17 protein-coding genes are annotated in these 20,545 nt (G+C 56.3%); 7 read left to right on the forward strand and 10 right to left on the reverse strand.

Annotation, left to right across the window (positions count from 1 at the left end):
- Window positions 1–8 precede the first annotated feature (8 nt).
- Both flgK and ACO6TI_RS25310 read right to left on the reverse strand, forming a co-directional pair.
- Window positions 9–1,862, reverse strand: a complete 1,854-nt coding sequence (flgK, locus tag ACO6TI_RS25305; protein ID WP_055116605.1) for a flagellar hook-associated protein FlgK — start codon at window positions 1,860–1,862, stop codon at window positions 9–11.
- 73 nt (window positions 1,863–1,935) lie between these two features.
- Window positions 1,936–3,321 carry a flagellar hook protein FlgE gene (locus ACO6TI_RS25310; protein WP_055116606.1) on the reverse strand — a complete coding sequence of 462 codons (1,386 nt, stop codon included), beginning with the start codon at window positions 3,319–3,321 and terminating at the stop codon, window positions 1,936–1,938.
- A 311-nt stretch (window positions 3,322–3,632) separates the two neighbouring features.
- On the opposite strand from ACO6TI_RS25310, the gene ACO6TI_RS25315 reads away from it, so the two are divergent.
- From ACO6TI_RS25315 to ACO6TI_RS25325, 3 genes are all read left to right on the forward strand, one after another.
- Window positions 3,633–4,478: an AAA family ATPase gene (locus ACO6TI_RS25315; protein WP_055116610.1), complete on the forward strand. Its 846-nt coding sequence runs from the start codon at window positions 3,633–3,635 to the stop codon at window positions 4,476–4,478.
- A gap of 16 nt (window positions 4,479–4,494) precedes the next feature.
- Complete coding sequence (locus ACO6TI_RS25320; protein WP_422383614.1) at window positions 4,495–5,043, forward strand: hypothetical protein; 549 nt, start codon at window positions 4,495–4,497, stop codon at window positions 5,041–5,043.
- 65 nt (window positions 5,044–5,108) lie between these two features.
- The gene (locus tag ACO6TI_RS25325) at window positions 5,109–5,630 is read left to right on the forward strand and encodes a SixA phosphatase family protein (RefSeq protein ID WP_055116612.1); all 522 of its coding nucleotides are present in this window, start codon (window positions 5,109–5,111) and stop codon (window positions 5,628–5,630) included.
- 109 nt (window positions 5,631–5,739) lie between these two features.
- On the opposite strand, the gene ACO6TI_RS25330 is transcribed toward ACO6TI_RS25325, so the two are convergent.
- The 3 genes from ACO6TI_RS25330 to ACO6TI_RS25340 form a co-directional block, all read right to left on the reverse strand.
- Window positions 5,740–9,150, reverse strand: coding sequence for a calcium-binding protein (locus tag ACO6TI_RS25330; protein ID WP_422383615.1), 3,411 nt, complete (start codon window positions 9,148–9,150; stop codon window positions 5,740–5,742).
- A gap of 32 nt (window positions 9,151–9,182) precedes the next feature.
- The gene (locus ACO6TI_RS25335) at window positions 9,183–9,653 is read right to left on the reverse strand and encodes a toxin-activating lysine-acyltransferase (RefSeq protein WP_051644885.1); all 471 of its coding nucleotides are present in this window, start codon (window positions 9,651–9,653) and stop codon (window positions 9,183–9,185) included.
- A gap of 169 nt (window positions 9,654–9,822) precedes the next feature.
- A complete protein-coding gene (locus tag ACO6TI_RS25340) occupies window positions 9,823–10,776 on the reverse strand; it encodes a dihydrodipicolinate synthase family protein (protein WP_108874060.1) in 954 nt (317 codons plus the stop codon).
- A gap of 166 nt (window positions 10,777–10,942) precedes the next feature.
- Here ACO6TI_RS25340 and ACO6TI_RS25345 point away from each other — a divergent pair, with 166 nt between their 5' ends.
- Together ACO6TI_RS25345 and ACO6TI_RS25350 are read left to right on the forward strand one after the other, a co-directional pair.
- Window positions 10,943–11,734: an aspartate dehydrogenase gene (locus ACO6TI_RS25345; protein ID WP_196899756.1), complete on the forward strand. Its 792-nt coding sequence runs from the start codon at window positions 10,943–10,945 to the stop codon at window positions 11,732–11,734.
- A gap of 59 nt (window positions 11,735–11,793) precedes the next feature.
- A complete protein-coding gene (locus tag ACO6TI_RS25350; RefSeq protein ID WP_108874059.1) occupies window positions 11,794–12,741 on the forward strand; it encodes a LysR substrate-binding domain-containing protein in 948 nt (315 codons plus the stop codon).
- A gap of 20 nt (window positions 12,742–12,761) precedes the next feature.
- Here the strand turns inward: ACO6TI_RS25350 and ACO6TI_RS25355 are convergent, their stop codons facing one another.
- From ACO6TI_RS25355 to ACO6TI_RS25375, 5 genes are all read right to left on the reverse strand, one after another.
- Window positions 12,762–14,198, reverse strand: a complete 1,437-nt coding sequence (locus ACO6TI_RS25355; protein WP_422383616.1) for an NAD-dependent succinate-semialdehyde dehydrogenase — start codon at window positions 14,196–14,198, stop codon at window positions 12,762–12,764.
- Window positions 14,199–14,411: 213 nt separating this feature from the next.
- Window positions 14,412–15,671 carry a TRAP transporter large permease gene (locus tag ACO6TI_RS25360; protein WP_055116625.1) on the reverse strand — a complete coding sequence of 420 codons (1,260 nt, stop codon included), beginning with the start codon at window positions 15,669–15,671 and terminating at the stop codon, window positions 14,412–14,414.
- Entirely contained in the window at window positions 15,668–16,225 is a 558-nt protein-coding gene (locus ACO6TI_RS25365) for a TRAP transporter small permease (protein WP_055116627.1), read from the reverse strand. The genes ACO6TI_RS25360 and ACO6TI_RS25365 overlap by 4 nt, the downstream gene beginning before the upstream one ends.
- 57 nt (window positions 16,226–16,282) lie before the next feature.
- Window positions 16,283–17,269, reverse strand: a complete 987-nt coding sequence (locus tag ACO6TI_RS25370; RefSeq protein ID WP_108873790.1) for a TRAP transporter substrate-binding protein — start codon at window positions 17,267–17,269, stop codon at window positions 16,283–16,285.
- Between the two features lie 62 nt (window positions 17,270–17,331).
- The gene (locus ACO6TI_RS25375; protein ID WP_055116996.1) at window positions 17,332–17,874 is read right to left on the reverse strand and encodes a 3-hydroxyanthranilate 3,4-dioxygenase; all 543 of its coding nucleotides are present in this window, start codon (window positions 17,872–17,874) and stop codon (window positions 17,332–17,334) included.
- A 316-nt stretch (window positions 17,875–18,190) separates the two neighbouring features.
- Between ACO6TI_RS25375 and ACO6TI_RS25380 the strand changes: the two genes are divergently transcribed.
- Complete coding sequence (locus ACO6TI_RS25380) at window positions 18,191–19,273, forward strand: TIGR03032 family protein (protein WP_422383617.1); 1,083 nt, start codon at window positions 18,191–18,193, stop codon at window positions 19,271–19,273.
- Window positions 19,270–20,490, forward strand: coding sequence for a glycosyltransferase (locus ACO6TI_RS25385; RefSeq protein ID WP_422383618.1), 1,221 nt, complete (start codon window positions 19,270–19,272; stop codon window positions 20,488–20,490). The genes ACO6TI_RS25380 and ACO6TI_RS25385 overlap by 4 nt, the downstream gene beginning before the upstream one ends.
- Window positions 20,491–20,545 lie beyond the last annotated feature (55 nt).

Below are 20,545 nucleotides of genomic sequence, written 5' to 3' on the forward strand. Positions count from 1 at the left end.
TGAGCACCTTAAACGATTCTCAGAAGTTCATCGAAAAGCTCTTTGATAGTCTGCATCACCCGGGCATTGGCTGCATAAGCGTTTTCCAGCTGCACCATGAAGGCGAGTTCGGTATCCAGATTCACCGAGTAGCTTTCCTCGTATCGAATAGCCAGATTGGTCGTTAGCGTTTCCTTGGCCGTCGCATAGGTCTTCGCATCTTCCGCCTGGTTACCTTGAAACGCGATCGTATTGTTCACGTAATCGATAACGGTTCCCTCAAATGGCGACGAGGTGCTGCCGATCCCTGCGCTCGGATCGAAGTGAACCGTGCCGGAGTTCAATGCGTTGAGCAGGAACTGCGGGCGCGCCGGGTCATTGGGCGTGTTGGCAGTCGGCGTTGTCTGGTAGTTCACCAGCAACGCACTGTCGGCAAGAAGGCTTGGGTTGACGCTTATTCCGCCGGCATACCCCACCCTTTGACCACCGTCTTCCAGAGCATCGGTAAAGATCTCCGTTCCGGCGCGCTGGTCCACAAAGATTGAAAGGCCGAGGCCCTGGTCGGAATCAGCTGTAACGGTAACACTCGCGGTAAGGCTTTCAACGCTCGTAGGTGCGCCTGAATCACCGAGCACCCGGAGTTCATCTGATCCGTTATTGCTTACCAGGAGACCGGTAGAGCCGAGAGCCGCATTGATGTTGGTTATGTATGTTGCCGGCAAACCGCTTGAGATATCAAAGCCATAAACTGTATCGTTCGGGTCAGATGTCGCCGTGTTATCAAGCGGTAAAAGGCTGGGATCCGAAACGGCCATCAGCGTGACTGTTTGCGCCACTCCAAGGGTATCAGTGTATTCCAGCGTTATCGTGTTACCGGCCTGCAGGCCTGACACGTCAAGATCGAACCCGCTGTCGGCTCCGGCAGTTACAGCAGTGCTCTCCACCGTCACATTTGAAAAAGCCAAGGAGATCTCGGCAGCGATCGTGTCGAGTTGCTTCTGTGCTTCGACCAGGATCTCGTCTCTGAGTTCCGCGGTTGCCACCATCGCTCCCGAGCTGGAGGCAGCAATGAGATCGTAGGTGGTGCCGCCCGGCGTTGTCGCCAGAACGGTCTGACCGGATACCCCGGGCTGAAGCAGATGTGTCGGTGTGAAACTGATGTTTGCCGCCTGACCATCGGAATACAATTGCTGGCCATTGGCGGTCTGAATGAAAATCGTGTTGTTGGTTCCGTCCGAAACCTCAATATCAAGATAGCCGGAAAGCTGTTCCACCAGCCGATCGCGTTCGTCTTCCATATCGGCGGTTGAAATATTCGCCTGTGTTGCGTCCCGAATGGCTGAATCGATATCATCGATGCTCGTCAACAGGTTGTTCACGGTCTGGGCCTGGAGCGACAGGGAATCGTCAGCCTCCTGCCTGAGATCGGTAATCCTCTCGTGTGCACTGTTGAGTTCGCGCGCAAAGGCTTCGGAAGCGGCGATGACTTCCTTTTGAGCAGTGTAGTTGCCCGGATCATTCATAAGCGTCGACAGCGCGGAGGAAAGGTTTCCTATCAGGGAGGAAAGGCTGCTGCTGTCGCCGATCGTCCCGAATATCCCGTCCAGCCGCTCCGTGAAATTGGCGATCTGCTTGGCATAGTTCGTGTCGGTAAGTGAGCTGAAATAGTCGGCCTGAAGTTGCTCGTCGACAACGCGCCTTATTTCCGTGGCTGTAAGGCCTGCGACGTTTCCCTGCCCGTCAAAATATGCTGTCGCAGAAATGGATTTCTTCGAGTACCCGACCGTATCCGCATTGGCGATGTTGTTCGCCGTCACGTCCAGCTGCCGCTGGTTGTAGGTAATACCGAAAACCGCGGTATTCAGGGCGCTTGTCAGACCCATGGCAGGTTCTCCTTTAACGAACGCGGGCTCGCCGGTCTTGCCAGCGGATCATGATCCGCTGGCAAAAGTGTCACTACCGGACCATGTTGAGGGCACTGTCGAGCATCTCGTCCGCCGATGTGACAATCCGCGAATTTGCCGAATAAGCCTGTTGCGTGATGATCAGCTTCGAAAACTCATCGGCAATGTCGGCATTGGAAAGTTCCAGGTTCTTGGCGAGAATTTGCCCGCCGCCTGTAAGGTCTGCCTCGCCGGATGACGTCGTTGAGGCAAACGCTGCGCCATCTACCCTCTTCAGGTTCTGTTCGGCTTCAAATGTCGCCAGAGGTATCTCGAAAACGGCCCGCTGCTGGCTGTTTGAGTAGCTCGCGATCACGCGGCCTGACTGGTCCACTGCAACGCCGGTCAATTCACCTGCCGGATATCCATCCTGATCCAACGCAACCGAACTTGCGGTCCCGTCCGGATCGGAATACTGGGTCAGCGAATTGCCCGCGAAAGAAACTTCGACATTTGTCGCGGTGGTTCCGTTGATCGTCAGCGAGGCCAAATCAAATCCGTCGCTTGAAGAATTGACCGTTCCGATAACGCCGGCGGTCATGTTGGTCAGCGCGCCCGTGCTGTCAAATTCCAGATCCCCTACGTCGAAATACGCGTTCGTCGCATCGCCGCCTGAACCGACATACATCGTCCAGGTATCATTGACGGCCGGAGGGCCCGCGGCTGCATTTGCCGTTTTGGCATACCGGACCTCCACGTTCATTGCCGTGCCGTTGGTGTTGTAGATCGTCACGGAACCGCCCGAAATCGAGCTGTTCAGAAATGCGGTCTCGTTCGCAACCGCGACATTGCCTGTTCCAACGGCAGCGGCAAGAAGCGCTGTGGCCGGATCTGAATCATCATAATCGTTCGTATCCGGAACCCGCGGGAGGTTTGCCTGATAGTCGATCTCGGCTGTTGCCGAAGCGGCAAGCGGCTGGTTCTCGATCTGAATTACTGTCGGATTATCACCGACCGGGTTGCCGGTAGCAGGATCCAGAGGAAAGCCCTGCAGGTAATACCCGGCGCTGTTCACGAGATAGCCGTTTTCGTCGCGCTCGAAATCGCCCGCACGGGTGTAGAAAGTCTCATCGGCGAAAGTCGTCGACCCGTCAACGACATCGGCTGCCTGGGTCACGACAAAGTAACCCTCGCCATTAATGGCCATGTAGGTATCGACGTCGACCTGACTGATGTCGCCCTGGATGGTATTCGTGGCACGGGAAGTCGCAAATGTTGTCCCGGAGACCTGAGACCCCTGGGTCGCACCGCCACCCGAGACAAGATCGGAGAACGTCGTATCCAGACGTTTGTAGCCGGTTGTCTGCGAGTTGGCCACATTGCCGGAGATGTTCTCCAAGGCAATGGCCTGCGCAGTCAGTCCGGAAACCGCTGAGTTGATAGCCCCATAAATACCCATATTTCGTCCTCTTGATGCTCGGGCAGCGCGTAGTCGGGTTTTCGCCCATAATCGCGGCTACACCGCAAAGGCCGTGCCAGTTTTGTGTTTCACCCATTTAGTTGTTTGTTTTCTGATAGTTATTGAAAATTTGAGATTCTTTTTCTGAACTGATCAGTCGGCAACCTTCAACGGAACGGGCAAAAACTTCCCCTTTGATGGGCAAGACTGTCCCTCCGATCGAACCAATGGTGCATCGCGTAAATTGCGGGCTTGCTTCCTGACGCCGGGCCTGCCAGTTTTTGCGCAACGAATAAACGACGGACGGCCAGATGCGCTTTGAAGGAACTGAAAATTACATCGCAACAGAAGACTTGCGTGTTGCGGTCAATGCCGCTGTGGCCCTTGAACGACCTCTGCTGGTCAAGGGTGAACCTGGCACCGGCAAGACCGTACTGGCGGAACAGGTAGCCGCCGCGTTGGACGCAGAACTGATCGAATGGCATGTGAAATCCACAACCAAAGCGCAGCAGGGCCTTTATGAATATGATGCGGTATCGCGCCTGCGAGACAGCCAGCTTGGCGACGAACGGGTCAAGGACATCAACAACTACATTCGAAAAGGCAAGCTCTGGGAAGCGTTCGAGGCAGCAGAAAAGCCGGTGCTTCTGATCGACGAGATCGACAAGGCGGATATCGAGTTTCCGAACGACCTTCTACTGGAACTCGACCGGATGGAATTCCACGTCTACGAGACTGGGCAGTCCGTCAAGGCGAAGCAGCGACCGGTGGTGATCATCACCTCCAACAACGAAAAGGACCTTCCCGACGCCTTTTTGCGGCGCTGCTTTTTCCACTTCATCAAGTTTCCGGACACGGAAACAATGGAGGAAATCGTTGAAGTCCATTTCCCGGGCATCAAGAAACGGCTGCTGTCAGAGGCTTTACGCCTCTTCTTCGATGTTCGAGAGGTTCCCGGCTTGAAAAAGAAACCGTCGACTTCTGAACTGATCGACTGGATCAAGCTCCTGCTCAACGAGGACATAGATGCGGAAACGCTTCGTCAACAAGATGGCAGCAAACTGATCCCGCCGCTGCACGGTGCACTTCTGAAGAATGAGCAGGACGTGCATCTATTCGAACGCCTGGCATTTATGGCGCGCCGCGAGCGTACATGACCACTTGGAGAGCGAATTGGCCAACCGACTCGCAAGACTGCTTGCATGGGGGCTCTTCAGTGCCCTGCCGCTGATGGGTGCCTCTTCCCTCCCCGCGTCAGCGCAGGTACCACCTGAGAAAGAGGCTGGCTGGCAGAGTGATGTTGAAGGGCTGCGGCACTTCACCGGATTGCGTTGTCCGGACCTGATTGGGCCGTTCTACCGGATCAAGGTTATGGAGGGAGACGCCTCGAGCGTCGCAAGCTGTATCTATACCGGCCGTGATGGAATGACGGCGGTTGTGCGCCAACATCTTCAGGCCTCTGGACGACGCGAGGCACTGAAGTTCTCGCGCGCCTACAAAGCTGCCGGCTTCGAGCCGATCAGCCTGACTGGCGCTGCTGCGTCCGGCATATCATTCCGCACCCGCAACTGGACACCCACCAGCCTGTGCGAAACGCTTTGGTACTTTACCGGTGAAGAGGCGGATTTCACATTGTGGCTCTCCTACACGCTCCCGACCCAGAATGAAGAGATCGGACCGGCTGTGGCGGCCTTCACACAGGCGCTTGCGCAGCAAAACTGAATTTGTCATTTGCTTAATCGGGTTCCCGTCATTTATTGAGACGGTGAACAAAACGGAACCCTGACATGCGGCTACTCCTGCTACGACACGCCAAATCCGACTGGGGCGATCAACAACTCGCCGATATCGACAGGCCTCTGAATTCCCGTGGCAAGACGGCTTCGGTCACGATGGCCCGATACATCCGTGACAACAGGCTTTTGCCGAACCTGGTCCTTTGCTCAACCGCGCAGCGGGCACGCGAAACGCTTGCCCTCCTTCTTCCCTGCATGCCGCAGGAAGCGCATATACAACTGATCTCGGATCTTTATTGGAAGAGCGAGGACGGCTACAGCACTCTCATTCGCAAACACGGTGGACGTGCCCAGAATCTGATGCTCGTCGGACACAATCCGGCGACCGAGGATACAGCGCTCGACCTGGCCGGGACCGGCGCTCCGGAGGCCATGGAAGACATTCAGGAAAAATACCCGACCGCGGCACTTGCAGTTATAGACTTCGATATCGCGGACTGGTCTGAACTCGGCTCGGGGACAGGCCATCTCGAACGGTTCGTCAAGCCGCGCGATCTCGAGAGCGACGCCTAGGAACTCACGAATACTTTCCGAACAACGTCAACGACCAAAAGGGCAGTCTTTCGACTGCCCTTTTCGAAGCATTTGCTGCAATTTCGGAACAAAACTGCGTTCAAGACCCTCAGATGAAGTCCGTTTCCGGAATTATCGTCCCGACTGCTTCAGTGCCATGTCCCAGTGCGACAGTCAGATCCGCGTTGGCGGCATCTGCTTCCGATGAGCCGAACGCACCAAGCGTTTCTGCCGCACCGGCCAGGAGGCCCAGGATGTCGCCGGATGCAAGAGTGTCGATGCCGACCGTCACGCTCTCGACCGCAAACGAGAAATCATCCATGGGATCAGGTTCGTCGTAGATCGCTTTCAGATCGAAGACGAAACTGTCGGCTCCCTGTACCACCTTGAGCCATTCGACCGCGGTGGTTTCGTCATCCATTCCATGAACCGTCGCGACGGTCTTGTCGTCGAGTTCGATATGGAGCGCGTCAGCCGATCTTACGAAGTTGAACGCATCCTGATCCATGGCATCGAGTGACAAGCTTCGCAATTCGATGAAATCGTTGCCGTCGGGTGTTTGCGAAATGTCATCAAGAACCGGCAGGTCGACATCGAAACTCTCCAGGAATGACTTGACCCCGTCAGTTGCACGCTCGGCAATGGTTGCCTCACCATTCGCCCAGATCGTGTACGTGTCGTCTCCAGCCTCGCCTGAGAGGAACCCATCACCACCGAGCACATCAGCGCCAAGCCCTCCAAGTGTCACGTTCGCCTTGACCTCATAGGATCCAAGTCCGGGAGCACCGAACTCCGGGCTGAAATCGGTCACGGAGTCGATGAGTTCGGCAATCGGCTCGCTGATGCCTTCCACGGCATTGATTGTTGCGGTCAGCGCGGAACGGAACCCCTGAACCCAGGGCACGTCGGTAAGTGCATCATGAATAACGATCTTGGTGAAATCCGAGATATCCATGATCACATCCGAGCCGGATCCCCCGGCGAAGAAGTTGCCGAGGCTGAAGGACAGCAGTTCGACGTCCCCTTCCTTTTCGATTTCGCTTTTCATCTCGAGGGCGTCTTCCATCTTGTCGAAGCCCGAACTGCTCAGGATCAGGTCATCACCAGCGCCACCCATCACGAGCGAATTCGTGTCGGAGAGAGCCAGCGCAACATCATCGTCGGCACCCCCGTGCACGATCGTGCCGGGTCCACTGGCAACCATCAGGTCTGCGCCTTCCCCGCCAAGCTGCGCAGTGACGACGATTTCCTCAGGCAGAGCACCCTTGATCAGGCCGCCCTTGCGGTTGCCGTCGCTATCCTTGTCGTTGTTAAGGGATACGGTGGCTGCAGCTTCATCGCCAAATGAAAGGCCAAGCATCACGTCTGTGCCGGCACCGCCATATTGAAAGGAAGCAGCAGCCTTGTATTGCGGAGCAACGATCTTGGCCGCCGCCACCATGACATCCGAACCGTCGCCGCCGAATTGAGCAACGCCCTGACCGCCGCCGATAAGGATATCGTTTCCGGCGTCTGCATATTGCACGACACCGATACCGCCGCCAACCATGACGTCATCGCCCTGGCCCATGACCTGGGTGGTCATTCCACCGGCGCCGAAGGCATAGTCCTTGCCCGAACCGCCAAACTGCAGGTTGTTCGTGCCACCACCAATCAGGACGTTGGTACCACCACCCTCGGTTTCGAAATGTTCGTCGAAATTCTCGATCACGTCGGCGAATTTGCCGTCGTCGTCAAAACCGAGATCGGACGGGATTGCGCTCCAGAGATGATCACCGAACTGGATGTTGTTGGCACCACCAGCCATCAGGAAGTCATCGTCCGAACCACCTATCTGGATGTTTGCGCCACCGACGGCGAAGAGTTTGTCCTTGCCTGCACCGCCATGTTGCAGGTTGACCCCGGCGACACCGACAAGCACGTCTTCACCGTCACCACCGAACTGGCCGACATTCACACCAAGCCCATAAAGCTGGTCGTTACCGGCATCGCCGAACTGCAGGTTGCCGTTTCCGGCGGCGGCCAGCAAGTCTTCACCGTCGCCACCAAACTGGATGTTGGCAACGCCGAGTGCCTTCATTCTGTCGTCGCCGGAACCGCCGAACATGGTGTTCACGCCGCCCAACGCCAGCATGTCGTCATCACCCGCATCACCGTGAACCACGTTGACGCCACCGATCGCTTCGATCGTGTCGTTGCCGTCGTTGCCGTTGAGGACATTGACCCCACCGGCGGCCATGATGGTGTCGTTGCCATCGCCGCCAAATGCCGTCGTTACGCCGGCCTTGGCTTCGATGAAGTCGTCGCCGTGATCGCCATGAATGACATTGTTTGCGCCAAAGCCGTAAATGGCGTCATTGTCGTCGCCACCACGCATGACGTTTGATGCGCCTCGGCCTTCCATTCGGTCAACGCCATCATTGCCATACATGACATTCGACGCGCCGATGCCGGTCATCGTGTCGTTGCCTGTGCCACCATGCATGACGTTGGAGGCACCGCGACCTTCCATGGTGTCATCGCCGCTGTCGCCGTACATGACATTGGACAGCCCGTGACCTTCCATGTGGTCGTTACCGGTTCCACCGCGCATGACGTTGGAGGCACCATAGCCATACAATTTGTCGTTGCCGCTGTCGCCGTTCATGACATTCGACGCGCCGTGGCCGTTCATCGTGTCGTTGCCTGTGCCACCATGCATGACGTTGGAGGCACCGCGACCTTCCATGGTGTCATCGCCGCTGTCGCCGTACATGACATTGGACAGCCCGTGACCTTCCATGTGGTCATTACCGGTTCCACCGCGCATGACGTTGGAGGCACCATAGCCATACAATTTGTCATTGCCGCTGTCGCCATTCATGACATTCGACGCGCCATAGCCCTTCAGGGTGTCGTGGTCGTCTCCGCCATACATGACATTGGACGCGCCCCGGCCTTCCAGAGTGTCATTGCCGTCCTCGCCGCGCATGACGTTCGAGGCACCATAACCTTTCAGTGTATCGTTGCCGGTTCCGCCATACATGGAATTGGATGCGCCATAACCATAGAGACTGTCATGGCCGGAGCCACCCTTCATCTTGTTGGTGACACCGTAGCCGTAGAGCTTGTCGTTGTAGCTGCCGCCATCCATGTCATTGTAGGCACCGTAGCCATAGAGCGTATCGTAACCACTGTCGCCGCGCATGACGTTTTTCGCACCGTAGCCGTAAAGCGTGTCATTACCGGTGCCGCCATACATTGCGTTGTAAGCGCCATAGCCGTAGAGCTTGTCCGTGCCACTGTCGCCCCACAGGTAATTCTTCGCACCATAGGCTTTGACCGTATCGCTGCCGGAACCGCCTCGCAGATAATTGAGAGGCGCCCAGCCACCGACGAAGTCGTTCCCTGACCCGCCGCGCAGATCGTTCTTGATTGCCGAATAGCCGTACAGCTTGTCGTTGCCCGAACCGGCATCCTTTGTGCCGTAAAGGCCATAAAGCTTGTAAGTCTGATGAATGCTTTTGGATGAAGAACCCATAACGAAATTTCCTTATAATCGAGAAAAATGAATTACGCCGCGTAGGCGCGAGCCCTTACAGGACGGCCGAATTGGTCGCGTCCGGGGTGTTGGACAATGCGCAAGACATGGCCCTTTCCATCGCGCCGGACCGACCGCAGGGCGCGGTCTGGGAAAATGGTCCGCTTGAGATCACGGGCGGTTTGAAAACCGTCGCCGAAAGGTGCGATGAAATCTATGACAACCGGGTTGTCCCCGCTGTTCCACTGGTCGGGATCCGGTAGATGGTCCTGGTGAAGGACGGCGTTTTCGGTCGCCTCATCGAGCCAGGCCCAGGTCGCCAGCGCGACGGGCAACCCGCCGCGGCGCCAGATGCGAAGCTGACCGAGCATCAGGGGCGGCAGGATCAGTCCTCCGATGTCGGAGATGCTCCGGTCCTTGTGAAGTGGACTTTCCGCCATGAGGGCGGTCGCTTCGCCGAGCATGGCGAAGGTAATCTTCTTATCAAGTTGCCTGCTGGTCATCTTTTAGCTCCTGACAGCGTTTCCGTTGTCAGAAAACTAAGTATGCGTCGGGCAGCTCAGTATGGGGTCAATCCCCCAATCACGCGTGGAGACCATAATGAACCAACCGTCGCCCGGATTTGTGGTTGGCTCGTGTGCTCGCAGGAGCACTCGGTGATTGATGAAAATCTCACAGCTTGAGACCGCAGCCCTCGAACGCGGTTTTGACAGCTGACTTTTCCGCGTCGCTCAATTCCAGCATCGGACGCCTGACGCGTCCGCCAACCTGTCCGAGCAGCTCCAGCCAGTATTTGCCGAATGCCTGGGGCTTGTCCGCAGGACGGGAAAGTTTCATGGCATCACGCACGGGATCCAGACTGTCACGAACCTTGCGGGCCTCCGCAAAACGGCCCTCGAAGGCAAGCTTCGTATAGTCGTTCATGCGTCTGTCAAAACGCGTCTGCAGCTGGTACGGCGGCGAGGAACACAGATATAGCTTCCATCCAAGCTGCTCGACATTGTCCAGCCATTCCTCCTCCGAGGCCGTTGAAACGTGGATCCTGTCACCGACCATTTCGGTCAACCGGACATACATGTCTCTCGGTACGGAGTACTTGATGGCGACAATGTTCGGCAGCTCCGCAATCCTCGCACACTCCTCCGGCTGCATCAGATACCCGGAGTCCGGGTGGCTCCACATGGCGATACCGATGTCTACCTTGTCGCAGATTGCCTTGTAGTACTGGTAAAGTACTTCGCCGCGATCATGAACGAAACTCAGAACCGGTGCGTGAACAACGATATAGTCGGCACCACAGTCCTGTGCGTGTTGCGCCAGCTCAAGCACGGTCTCAAGATTCTGATCGGACACGGACATGATCGTGCCGGCCTTGCCACCACATTCATCCACGGCAATTTCGAAGTTCCGCTTGCGCTCTTCCAGCGTCATGGAAAAGAATTCGCCTTGCTTTCCCGCTATGAACAGCCCCTGAATGTCAAGATCGTCGATCCAGTGGCGAATGTTGGAACGTAGTCCGGCGTCATCAAATGAAAGATCTTCCTTGAAAGGATTTAGTGCTGCCGCCCAGATTCCGCGCATGTTCTCTTTTGCGTAGGCCTTGGCGTCGTGTTTTGAATATTTCATGGAACGGGATCCTGGTCGCTCTGCGCCCGGTGACGGGCAGGCTTCGGCGCGATAGGAGCAAAACCGCATACAAAATCCAAATCCAAAGAACGCATGCCGGTATAACCAGAATGGATATCAATGAGAGGATCTCTGCAGGTATTTTTTGATCAAATTCGAGGTCCAAATGAAAATCGCCCTGATCGGCAACGGCGCAATCGCCCATTATGTCAAACAACAATTGACCACACGCGGCCATCACGTCGCAGCGCTTCTCTTGCGTGCAGACAGGGTAAGTGACGTTGCAGCTGAAGGACAGCTGCTTGAAATTGTTGGCTCAGTCGATGAATTGCCTGAGGAAATTGAACACGTCATCGACTGCGCCGGTCATACCGGACTGCGCGACTACGGCCCGCAGGTTCTCCGCTCCCATCGTGATTTGACGACAGTGTCGATCGGCGCGCTCGCAGACGAGAAACTGTCTGGAACGTTGAAAGAGGCTGCACAGGAAGGTGAGAGCCGCCTGCATCTTGCCAGTGGCGCCATCGGCGCGCTGGATTGTCTGCGGGCAGCTCGTGTCGGGCGCCTCGATTGCGTACGATATACCGGCTGCAAACCGCCCGAAGGCTGGCTGGGATCTCCTGCCGGGACAAAGCTCGACCTCAACGCCCTTCAGGGTGAAGCCCGGACACACTTCAAGGGATCGGCCCGTGCAGCAGCGATTGAATATCCCAAAAATGCAAATGTGGCAGCCGCGGTCGCTCTTTCGGGTGTCGGTTTCGACAGGACCGAAGTCGAGCTGATTGCTGACCCGAACCTATCCCAAAACGTTCACGAGATTTTCGCCGAGGGAGAGTTTGGTGAGTTTCGCTTCCAGATATCGGGACATACCCTGGCCGACAACCCCAGAAGTGCCGCCCTTGCCGCCATGAGCGTGATCAGTTCGCTGGAACAACAGACCGGAAGATTGGTTTTCTAGGTCAACCCCCGTATGAATTGACTCATTCGACCTTTGCAAAAGCGCGCTGGGAAACTGACATGGCCGCACGGCACATCCGAATTGTCGAGCGTGTGCTCACACGCCTGAAACTCAAGCAGCTACGCCTGCTGGTCGCGGTCGGCAAACACAAAAACATCCAGAACGCAGCGCGTGAGCTGAACGTCTCGCAGCCTGCCGCCACGAAGATGATCAAGGATCTCGAACTCGATTTCGAGGTTCAGCTCTTCGACCGCACCAACAGGGGCGTTGTCCCCACCCCATTTGGTGAAGCCCTGATACGGCACGGTAAGCTGATTTTCGCTCAGGTTTCCAATGCGGCTCAGGAACTCGATGACCTGAATGAGGGAAGCAGTGGCCGCGTTGTCATCGGAACCCTTCTTGCAGCTTCTCCCCAACTCCTGCCGCTGGCCATCGAAAAGGTTATGCGCGAACGTCCCAACGTAGCCATCAAGGTCGTCGAAGGAACCAATGAGATTCTCATGCCGGCGCTGCGATCAGGAGAAATCGACCTCGTCGTCGGGCGCCTGCCGACACACCGGCATCGCAGTGAGATCGTCCAGGAGAAGCTATACGACGAAAGGATCCTGGCAGTGACAGGTCCAAATCACCCGCTTGCCGATCAGCCTGACCTCTCCTTTGAGCAGCTGAAGCCCTACGGCTGGATCATGCCGCTGGTGGAAACGAGCTTGCGCCGGCAACTCGACCAGTTTTTCATCGAACGGGATCTTTATGTCCCGCCAATGGTGTTTGAATCCGTTTCTTACCTGACAAACCGCGCCCTGATGCAGTCCCAAAATCTGATCGGCCTCATGCCTGCCCACGTGCCGGCACAGGATATCGAACTGGAATGTCTGAAGGCCATCGACTGGAATGTGCCTTTCGGAACAGGTCCGGTCGGTGTCTCCTATCGCCAGGAAGGACATCCATCACCCGTTTGCCAGGCCTTCCTGGACGCATTGCATCAGGCCGCCGGAGCGATGCGGTAAAGACGGCACGAAGCTTCTTGTCAACCGATGGCGATCTTGTGGGAAACGTTTTTCACCACCGTATAATGGTGCAGGCCTTCCTCCCCGCCTTCACGGCCGTAGCCGCTCGACTTCACTCCGCCGAAAGGCGTCTCGGGCAGTGACGCCTCAAGCGTGTTGATCGACAGATTGCCTGTCTCCACACCGTCCACCAGCTGTTCGACATTTGCAGCCGAGTGGGTAAAGCCATAGGCAGCAAGGCCAAAAGGCAATCGGTTTGCCTGTGCGATTCCCTCTTCCAGTGAGGACACCGGATTGATAATCGCAATCGGACCGAAAGGCTCTTCGCTCATTATCCGCGCCTTGTCTGGTACATTGGCAAGGACTGTGGGCTCGAAAAAGTAGCCCTTGTCGCCGATCCTGTGCCCACCGGTTCTCAGCTCTGCACCGTTGGAAACCGCATCCTCAACCAGTTCCGACATCGCCGCAAGCCGGCGCTCGTTGGCAACCGGTCCCATTTGGGTCTTCTCGTTCAGTCCATCGCCGACAACAATGGCATCTGCACTTGCAACGAAGCTTTGTGCAAATGTCTCGAATTGCGTCTCACCGACATAAAATCGGGTCGGCGACGTACATACTTGACCCGCATTGCGATACTTGCGACTGGCACAGATCCCGCCGACCTCTTCGGGGTCAACGTCATCGCATACGATAACCGGCGCATGGCCACCCAGTTCCATCAGCACGGGTGTCATGTGATCGGACGCCAGCCCCGTCAAATGACGTCCGACGACGGTGGAACCCGTGAAGGCAACCAGCCGGATCTGGTCTTGCGGGATCAGATAGGACGAGATCTCCGAAGGAGTACCGAAAACCAGATTGAGCACTCCGGCCGGCAACCCTGCATCATGAAAGGCACGAGCGATATGCAAGGCTCCTGCCGGCGTTTCTTCAGCCGCCTTGAGGATAACCGAGCACCCGGCGGCAAGGGCTCCCGCGACTTTCCGGGCCGGCTGGCTCATCGGGAAATTCCAGGGCGCAAACGCTGCCACGGTTCCGATCGGTTGCCGAAGGACCGTGTGCCGCAGCCCCGGTGCCCCCGGGATCGCCCGTCCGTAAAGACGCTGGCATTCTCCTGCATCCCACTCGAAGAACTCGCTGCCCCGAACAACCTCCAACTGACCTTGCGTGTAGGGTTTTCCATGCTCGCAGGTGATCGAAAAGGCAACATCGTTCATCCGTTCGCGCAACAGTCGGGCGGCTTTCAAAATGATGTCGCTGCGATCTCGAGGTGACGTACGGCTCCACACCCTGAAACCGCGCCCCGCGGCTTCCAGTGCATCGTCCAGATCTCTTTGATCCGCAATTGGCAGATCACCAATCACCTGTTCATTCGCCGGATTGACGACCGGAAGCGTTGCCGTGGTTTTCCGGAACTGCCCGTCGATATAAAGGTGGAGATCAGGATAGGTGCTCATGGTCTGTCTTGTCTCATTCGGCCATCTTTCCAAAATGACTAACAAGGCGGGCACCATCACATCAATTCATATGAAATGATCCTGTTATAGCATAATTGAATACCAGAACCTGGTGCACGCTATCGCGTCAATATGTTGTTTTTATTGACTTAAAACGAACGGCAATTCCGCTCTGAGAAATTCCGGCAATCACAATGAAAATGCAAATTGATATCAGAGCAACGCAGTCGTCAGACTTGGAAACCAGCTCAGGAGAACCAGGATCAAGGCGACTGCCGCCAGGAAGGGATAAAGCTGCCTGAAAATGGACATTGGCTTGGAGCCAGTCATTGCGGACGTGATGTAAAGACCCGCCCCGACGGGCGGTGTCAGAAGACCAAGCACCAGGTTGAGACAGATGATCACTCCGAACTGGAATGGGTCGATGTCATAGTTGTTCTGAGCGATCGGTAGCAGGATCGGTGCGATCAGGATAAGCGCCGCAATACCGTCCAGCACCATACCGATGAAGAAAAGCGCACAATTGACGATCAGCAGGAAAACAAAGGGGTCGGACGTAATGGTCGTGATCTGCGCCGCCAGTTTTTGAGGGATCGCCTCGTAGATGATGACCCAGCCGAACACGTTTGCCGTGGCAATCAGGAAGATGACGAGGCTGGAATTCTTGGCGGTCCTGATGAAGATCTCGCCAAGACGGGCGAGTTTCAGATCCCTGTAGACAAGCGTCCCGATGGCAAAGGCGACAAACGAGGCGACCGCGGCCGATTCAGTCGGCGTGGCAATGCCGAACAGGATACCACCGACGATCGCAAACGGGATCAACGCTGCCGGCAGGCAGTCGCGCAACGCGCTGATTGCTTCTTGTGCGCTCATCCAGCTTCCCTTCGGAAACTCCTGGGACAGGCCAATCAGCGCTACGATCACGAAAAAAGCCGCCGACAGCAGCAGTCCCGGAATGATGCCTGCCAGAAACATGTCGCCAATCGGGATTTGCGCCAGAACACCATAGATAACGAACAACATGGAGGGAGGAATGATCGGTGACAGCAGGCCTCCGGCTGCGGTGGTCGCGGCGGCGAAATCCCGGCTGTATCCTTCTTTCTCCATTGCCGGAACCATGGCGCGGGACATTACGGCGATCTGGGAGGCCGCAGACCCGATGATCGCCGCCATGAACATGTTGGCCAGCAGGTTGATGTAGGCGAGCCCTCCACGAAAACCTCCGACAAAAACCCGTGCAGCCTGCACCAGCCGACTGGTGAGGCCGCCTTCGTTCATCAATTCGCCTGTCAGCATGAACAGCGGAATCGCCAGCAATCCGTAGTTCTCGATCCCCGAAAACATCTGTTGTGCGAATGAAGAAAACAGGACGGTATTGCCGCTCGCCTGGATGTACCACGCTGCTGAAAGTGCCAACACGATACTGATCGGAACCGCACCGAACAGAAGCAGCAGGAAGACGACACCGGTCACGGATGATTTCTCCCGATACTCTTGTTCGTAAGGAGCCCGGTGAGCGTGCCGATCACATTGGAAATGGCGTGAAGGACGAGGCCCGCGGCGAATATTGGCATGATTGTCCAGATCCAGGCCTTGCCGAAGCCGAGTGTGTTTGTCGGTTCCGCATAGATGAAATTGAAGGTTTCCCCCTGAAAGACCTCCGTGTCGAATCCACTTTCCCAGAGCGCGGCGGGATCGAACCAGATCCAGCAGCACCAGACAATCAGCACTGCAAATACCAGAATGATCAGGTCGACGCCGAGTTGAGCGACTGCAAGACCCTTGCGGGGCAGCAGATCGATCAGAATGCTTACACTGACGCTTGATTTGTAGTGAATGGCTGCGGACGCCGCCAGAAAGGTCATCCAGATCATTGTGTAGATGGCGGCTTCGTCGATCCAGAATATCGCGCTGTTTGCCGCCCGCGTAACCACATTGACAAGAATGAGGAGTGTGACGAGCATCGCACAGAACGCAGCAAGTCCGACTTCGCACTGCGCCCATCGCGCGGAAAACCGATGTAACATTCAAAACGTCCTAAAAAACCGGCCCTCGACAAGGGCCAGTTTCAATAGCATGACCGGTTACTTCGTGTCTTCGGCGACTTTCTTGAGATCCGACAGCGCCGGGGCCTTCTCCGACCAGGTGCTTTCCCAGTCGCCGATGGCAGACTCAAAGAAACTCGCATCGACGACCTTGTAGGTCTTGCCGGTGCCTTCAACATCCTTCAGCCAGCCCGCTTCCTTTTCGACATAGGTATCGATCACACCATCCAGATGCTTTGCCATGATGGACGAGATCATTTCCCTGTCTTCCTTGGACAGGTCTTTCCAGACCTTGGCCGAAACCAGGCCGACCATAGGAAACATCATGTGGTTGGATACGAGGATTGTATCCGCGTGTTCATAATATTTCAGTTTCCAGATGAGTTCAGCATCCATGTCGATCGCATCTACCTGTCCATTCGCCAGCGCATCGTAGACTGCAGGCAATGGCATTGGTGTCGGCGCGGCACCAACCGAATTGTAGAAATCCTTGATCGGCTCAAAGGGTGTAATCCGCAACTTCTTGCCCGACAGGTCATCCGCGCTTTCGATCGGATCGCGGCTCACGATCTGACGAAGCCCGGCCATTCCATAACCAAGCCCGACGACACCAGCCTTTTGTGGCAGGGTATCCAACAATTCCTTGGCAGTGTCGGATCTCAGGATACGCCCGGCGTGGCCAATGTCTTCTGCCATGTAAGGCGCATAGAGCGCGCCAAAATCGGGAACCCTGTTGGAAACTTCCGCGATTGTCAGGAAGGCCATATCCAGTGCACCGGTCTGCAACTGCTGCATCATCTGCGCTTCGTTGCCCAACTGCCTGGACGGGAAAACGGTCACCGAGTGTTCTCCGCCCGATGCCTCGTTCAGTTCCTTGCCGAACTCACCAGCCGCGACGGTCCAGATATGCGGCGGTGGCGTGATCAGGCCAATCCGGAATTCCTTGGCAAGGACCGGTCCGGTTGTCAGAGCCAGAGCCGCGAATGCAACCGGTGCCAGCCTGGTGATGGTTTTTGTGAAACCCATTGAAATTCCCCTCTTTTCGGATCGCGCCGTTCCGGCTCGCGATCACAATTGGCTTGTTCTGCTTAAATCTTGACCCAGCCTTCAGGCGGCTCTTTTCCGGGATGAACGGAACCGCAATTCGGACAGGTCCGGTCTTCCTCGGAGGCATAAAACGAATTGTAGACCGGCGGCAGGTCATCCACGATCGATTCCAGATCCAGTTCAGCGCGATGAACCAGGTGCTGACACTCGAAGCAATACCATTCGATGGCATCAAGCGCGCCGTCAGGCCTTGCCGGTTCGATGACCAGACCGATGGACCCTTCCTGCGGCCTTTGCGGAGAGTGTCGGACATGTGCCGGCAACAGGAAAATTTCGCCCTCCCGGATCGGCACGTCATAAAAATCGGTACCGTCGTAAAGCTTCAGAACCATGTCACCCTTGAGCTGATAAAAGAATTCCTCAACCGGGTCATCGTGATAGTCGGTCCGTTTGTTGGGCCCTCCGACAACGGTGACCATCAGGTCCGCGTCCTTCCAGATCTGTTGGTTCCCAACAGGCGGTTTCAGCAGGTGTTTGTGTTCATCAATCCATTTCTGGAAGTTAAACGCGGCTAATCTGGACACTTTTTCCTCCATCAACGGCAAAAGCTTGCCGCAAACATATGCTTGGGCTCCCGGAGAACCCATGATCGACCGGTTCAGAAGAAAAGATATTGATATTTCATTCAAATACTAAAAATGGAATTCGATATAAATAATCGCAATACCTGATCGATGCATCCGGTGTGTCAATCAGCGCACCCGCTTCCCTTCATGACTCCCCGGATCGCTCTGACAGAACATGGAGTTTTGCGCTGCCTATGGACATATGAAATCGAACTGCCCAACATGAACCCGTGCGATCAACGGCCTGCACGGCCAACGGAACAGGCAGATAGAATTGGCAAGTGTCGAAGGGCAACTCAAGCTGGAGGCATCTCCCGGTTTCTCGTCCTGGCTGGAAAGTCACGACCTGTCGCTGGCCATATCAACTTACCAGGCAGCAAAAATCTTCCTGATCGGCAACAATTCCGAAACCGGCCGCATCTCGATTTTCGAACGGACATTCGCACGTGCCATGGGCCTGGCTGCGTCCGCCGATGCACGGCAGCTCTGGCTCGCATCGCAGTTTCAACTGTGGCGCTTCGAGGATTTTCTGTCCAGGGAACGCACGCAGACTGACTATGACGCGGTCTATGTACCCATTGAAGGCCGCACGGTGGGTGAAGTCGACATCCACGACATTCACCCGAGACCAGACCAACCGCCTCTCTTCGTCGTTTCCCGGTTCAACTGTATCGCCACGCTGGACGCGGACAACAGTTTTGCACCGCTGTGGATGCCCCGGTTCATTGACGCGATGGTAGCGGAGGACCGTTGCCATCTGAACGGAATGGCGGTCGATGGCGACACGCCGAAACTTGTTACCTGTGTTGCCGCTACAAATTCCGGCGGTGAATGGCGAGACCACCGACGCGACGGCGGGATTGTGATCGACGTCGAAACGAACGAGATCATCGCGGGCGGATTTTCAATGCCGCACTCCCCTCGTCTCAAGGACGGCCGATGTTATCTCATCCAGTCCGGGACCGGTGAATTCGGCACACTCGACCTGGCGAACGGCCGCTTTACACCCATTTGCCGGCTCCAGGGATTTGCCAGGGGATTGAGCCTTGTCGGCAACCATGCGGTCATAGGTGTCTCGAAACCAAGGGATGAAAGGCATTTCGGCGGGTTGGCTCTTTCCGACACCCTTGCGGAGGCGGGTCTCGACCCGCTCTGCCATATAGCGATCGTCAACCTGACCTCAGGCGAAATAGAACACAGACTCGTCTTCGAGGGTCTTGTGAGCGAACTCTACGACGTTGCCCTTCTGAACGGTATTCGCAGACCGATGGTCCACGGCTTTGTGCAGCCGGACTTGCGGTTCGTGATCCGTCCGGCTCCCTTCGATCTTGGGCGGCATAACGGCGCCGCCTCATGACCGCTCGCAAGCGAATGCTCATCTGTTGGGAAGTTGGCGCAAATTACGGTCACGCGGCAATGATTTCTCAATTGCTGCCCTGGATTCCGGAAGAAATAGACATTCTTGCTGCCGTTCGCGATCCGGTTTCGTTTCGAGCACAGATTTCCGACCCACGCATTCAGGTGTTGGCCGCCCCCTTTGCGCCGGACATCAAGGTCACCAGAAAAGAAGCTGTTGGCCTGAATTACCCGGATGTCCTGCGATTTGTCGGCTGGAACGATATCAACGTCCTTTCGGCCTATCTGGAATGCTGGGAAGTCCTGCTTCGGGAGGTCAAAGCCGACATTCTTCTTGCCCAGGCCGCGCCGACCGCACTTCTTGCCGCACGTGCCCTCGACATTCCAAGGGTCGTGATCGGTGGTGGGTATGATCTGCCGCCAAGAGCCACACCAATGCCGGCCTTCATGCACTGGGAGCCGAGCGACCAGGAAGAGTTGCTAAGACGCGAGGTCGCTGTCTTGACCGTTGCAAACGCCGCTCTGAAGCAGCGGGGGTATTCCGGCATTGCGACATTTCGCGACCTGCTGGACACTGACGGTTATGTGTTGGTCACTGTTCCCGAGCTCGATCACTACGGTGATCGCGCCGCAATAGAACCGGACCACACCCCCTATCTGGGGCCTGTTGCCGGCCTTCCATTCGGCGAGGAGGTCGCCTGGCGACCGGATGCGGAGTACCGCATCTTTGCGTATCTCCGTCCGGGCAATCCGAGGTTCAAAACCGCAATCAAGGCACTTGCGTCCCTGCCGGCAAAGACGGATATCGTGCTGGCGGCACCGGGCGCTCCCGCCAACCTGCCGGACCGCCTCAAGAGCACATCGCTGCGCCTCTTTACAGGTCCTGTGAACGTGGAACCGTTACTGGCCAGCTGCAATCTTGGCATCAGCCATGCCTCTGCGAACATGGCGGCCAATTTCGCCATACACGGTGTGCCTCAGATCGGATTGCCGAACCACACGGAACAGACGATGATGGCTCATGCGTTCTCACGAAGCCATCTGGGGTTGGGACTGGTAGGAAAAGCCTCTCCGGACCAGTTGATCGGCGCCATTGATCTGGTGCGCTCGTCTGAGAAAGTTGCCAAGGCAGCTGAAGAGTTTTCTGTCAGGTGGACGGCCAATGATGCCATTCGCACTGGCCGGCACGCCGCTGAGCAGGTCACTTCTTTGCTTTAGAAAACGGTCCATGTCAGCGCAGCCATAATCAGGTATTGGTGAAATTGACGATTAG

Origin of the sequence: Roseibium album (genome assembly GCF_965233825.1) — a bacterium.
GTDB lineage: Bacteria > Pseudomonadota > Alphaproteobacteria > Rhizobiales > Stappiaceae > Roseibium > Roseibium album.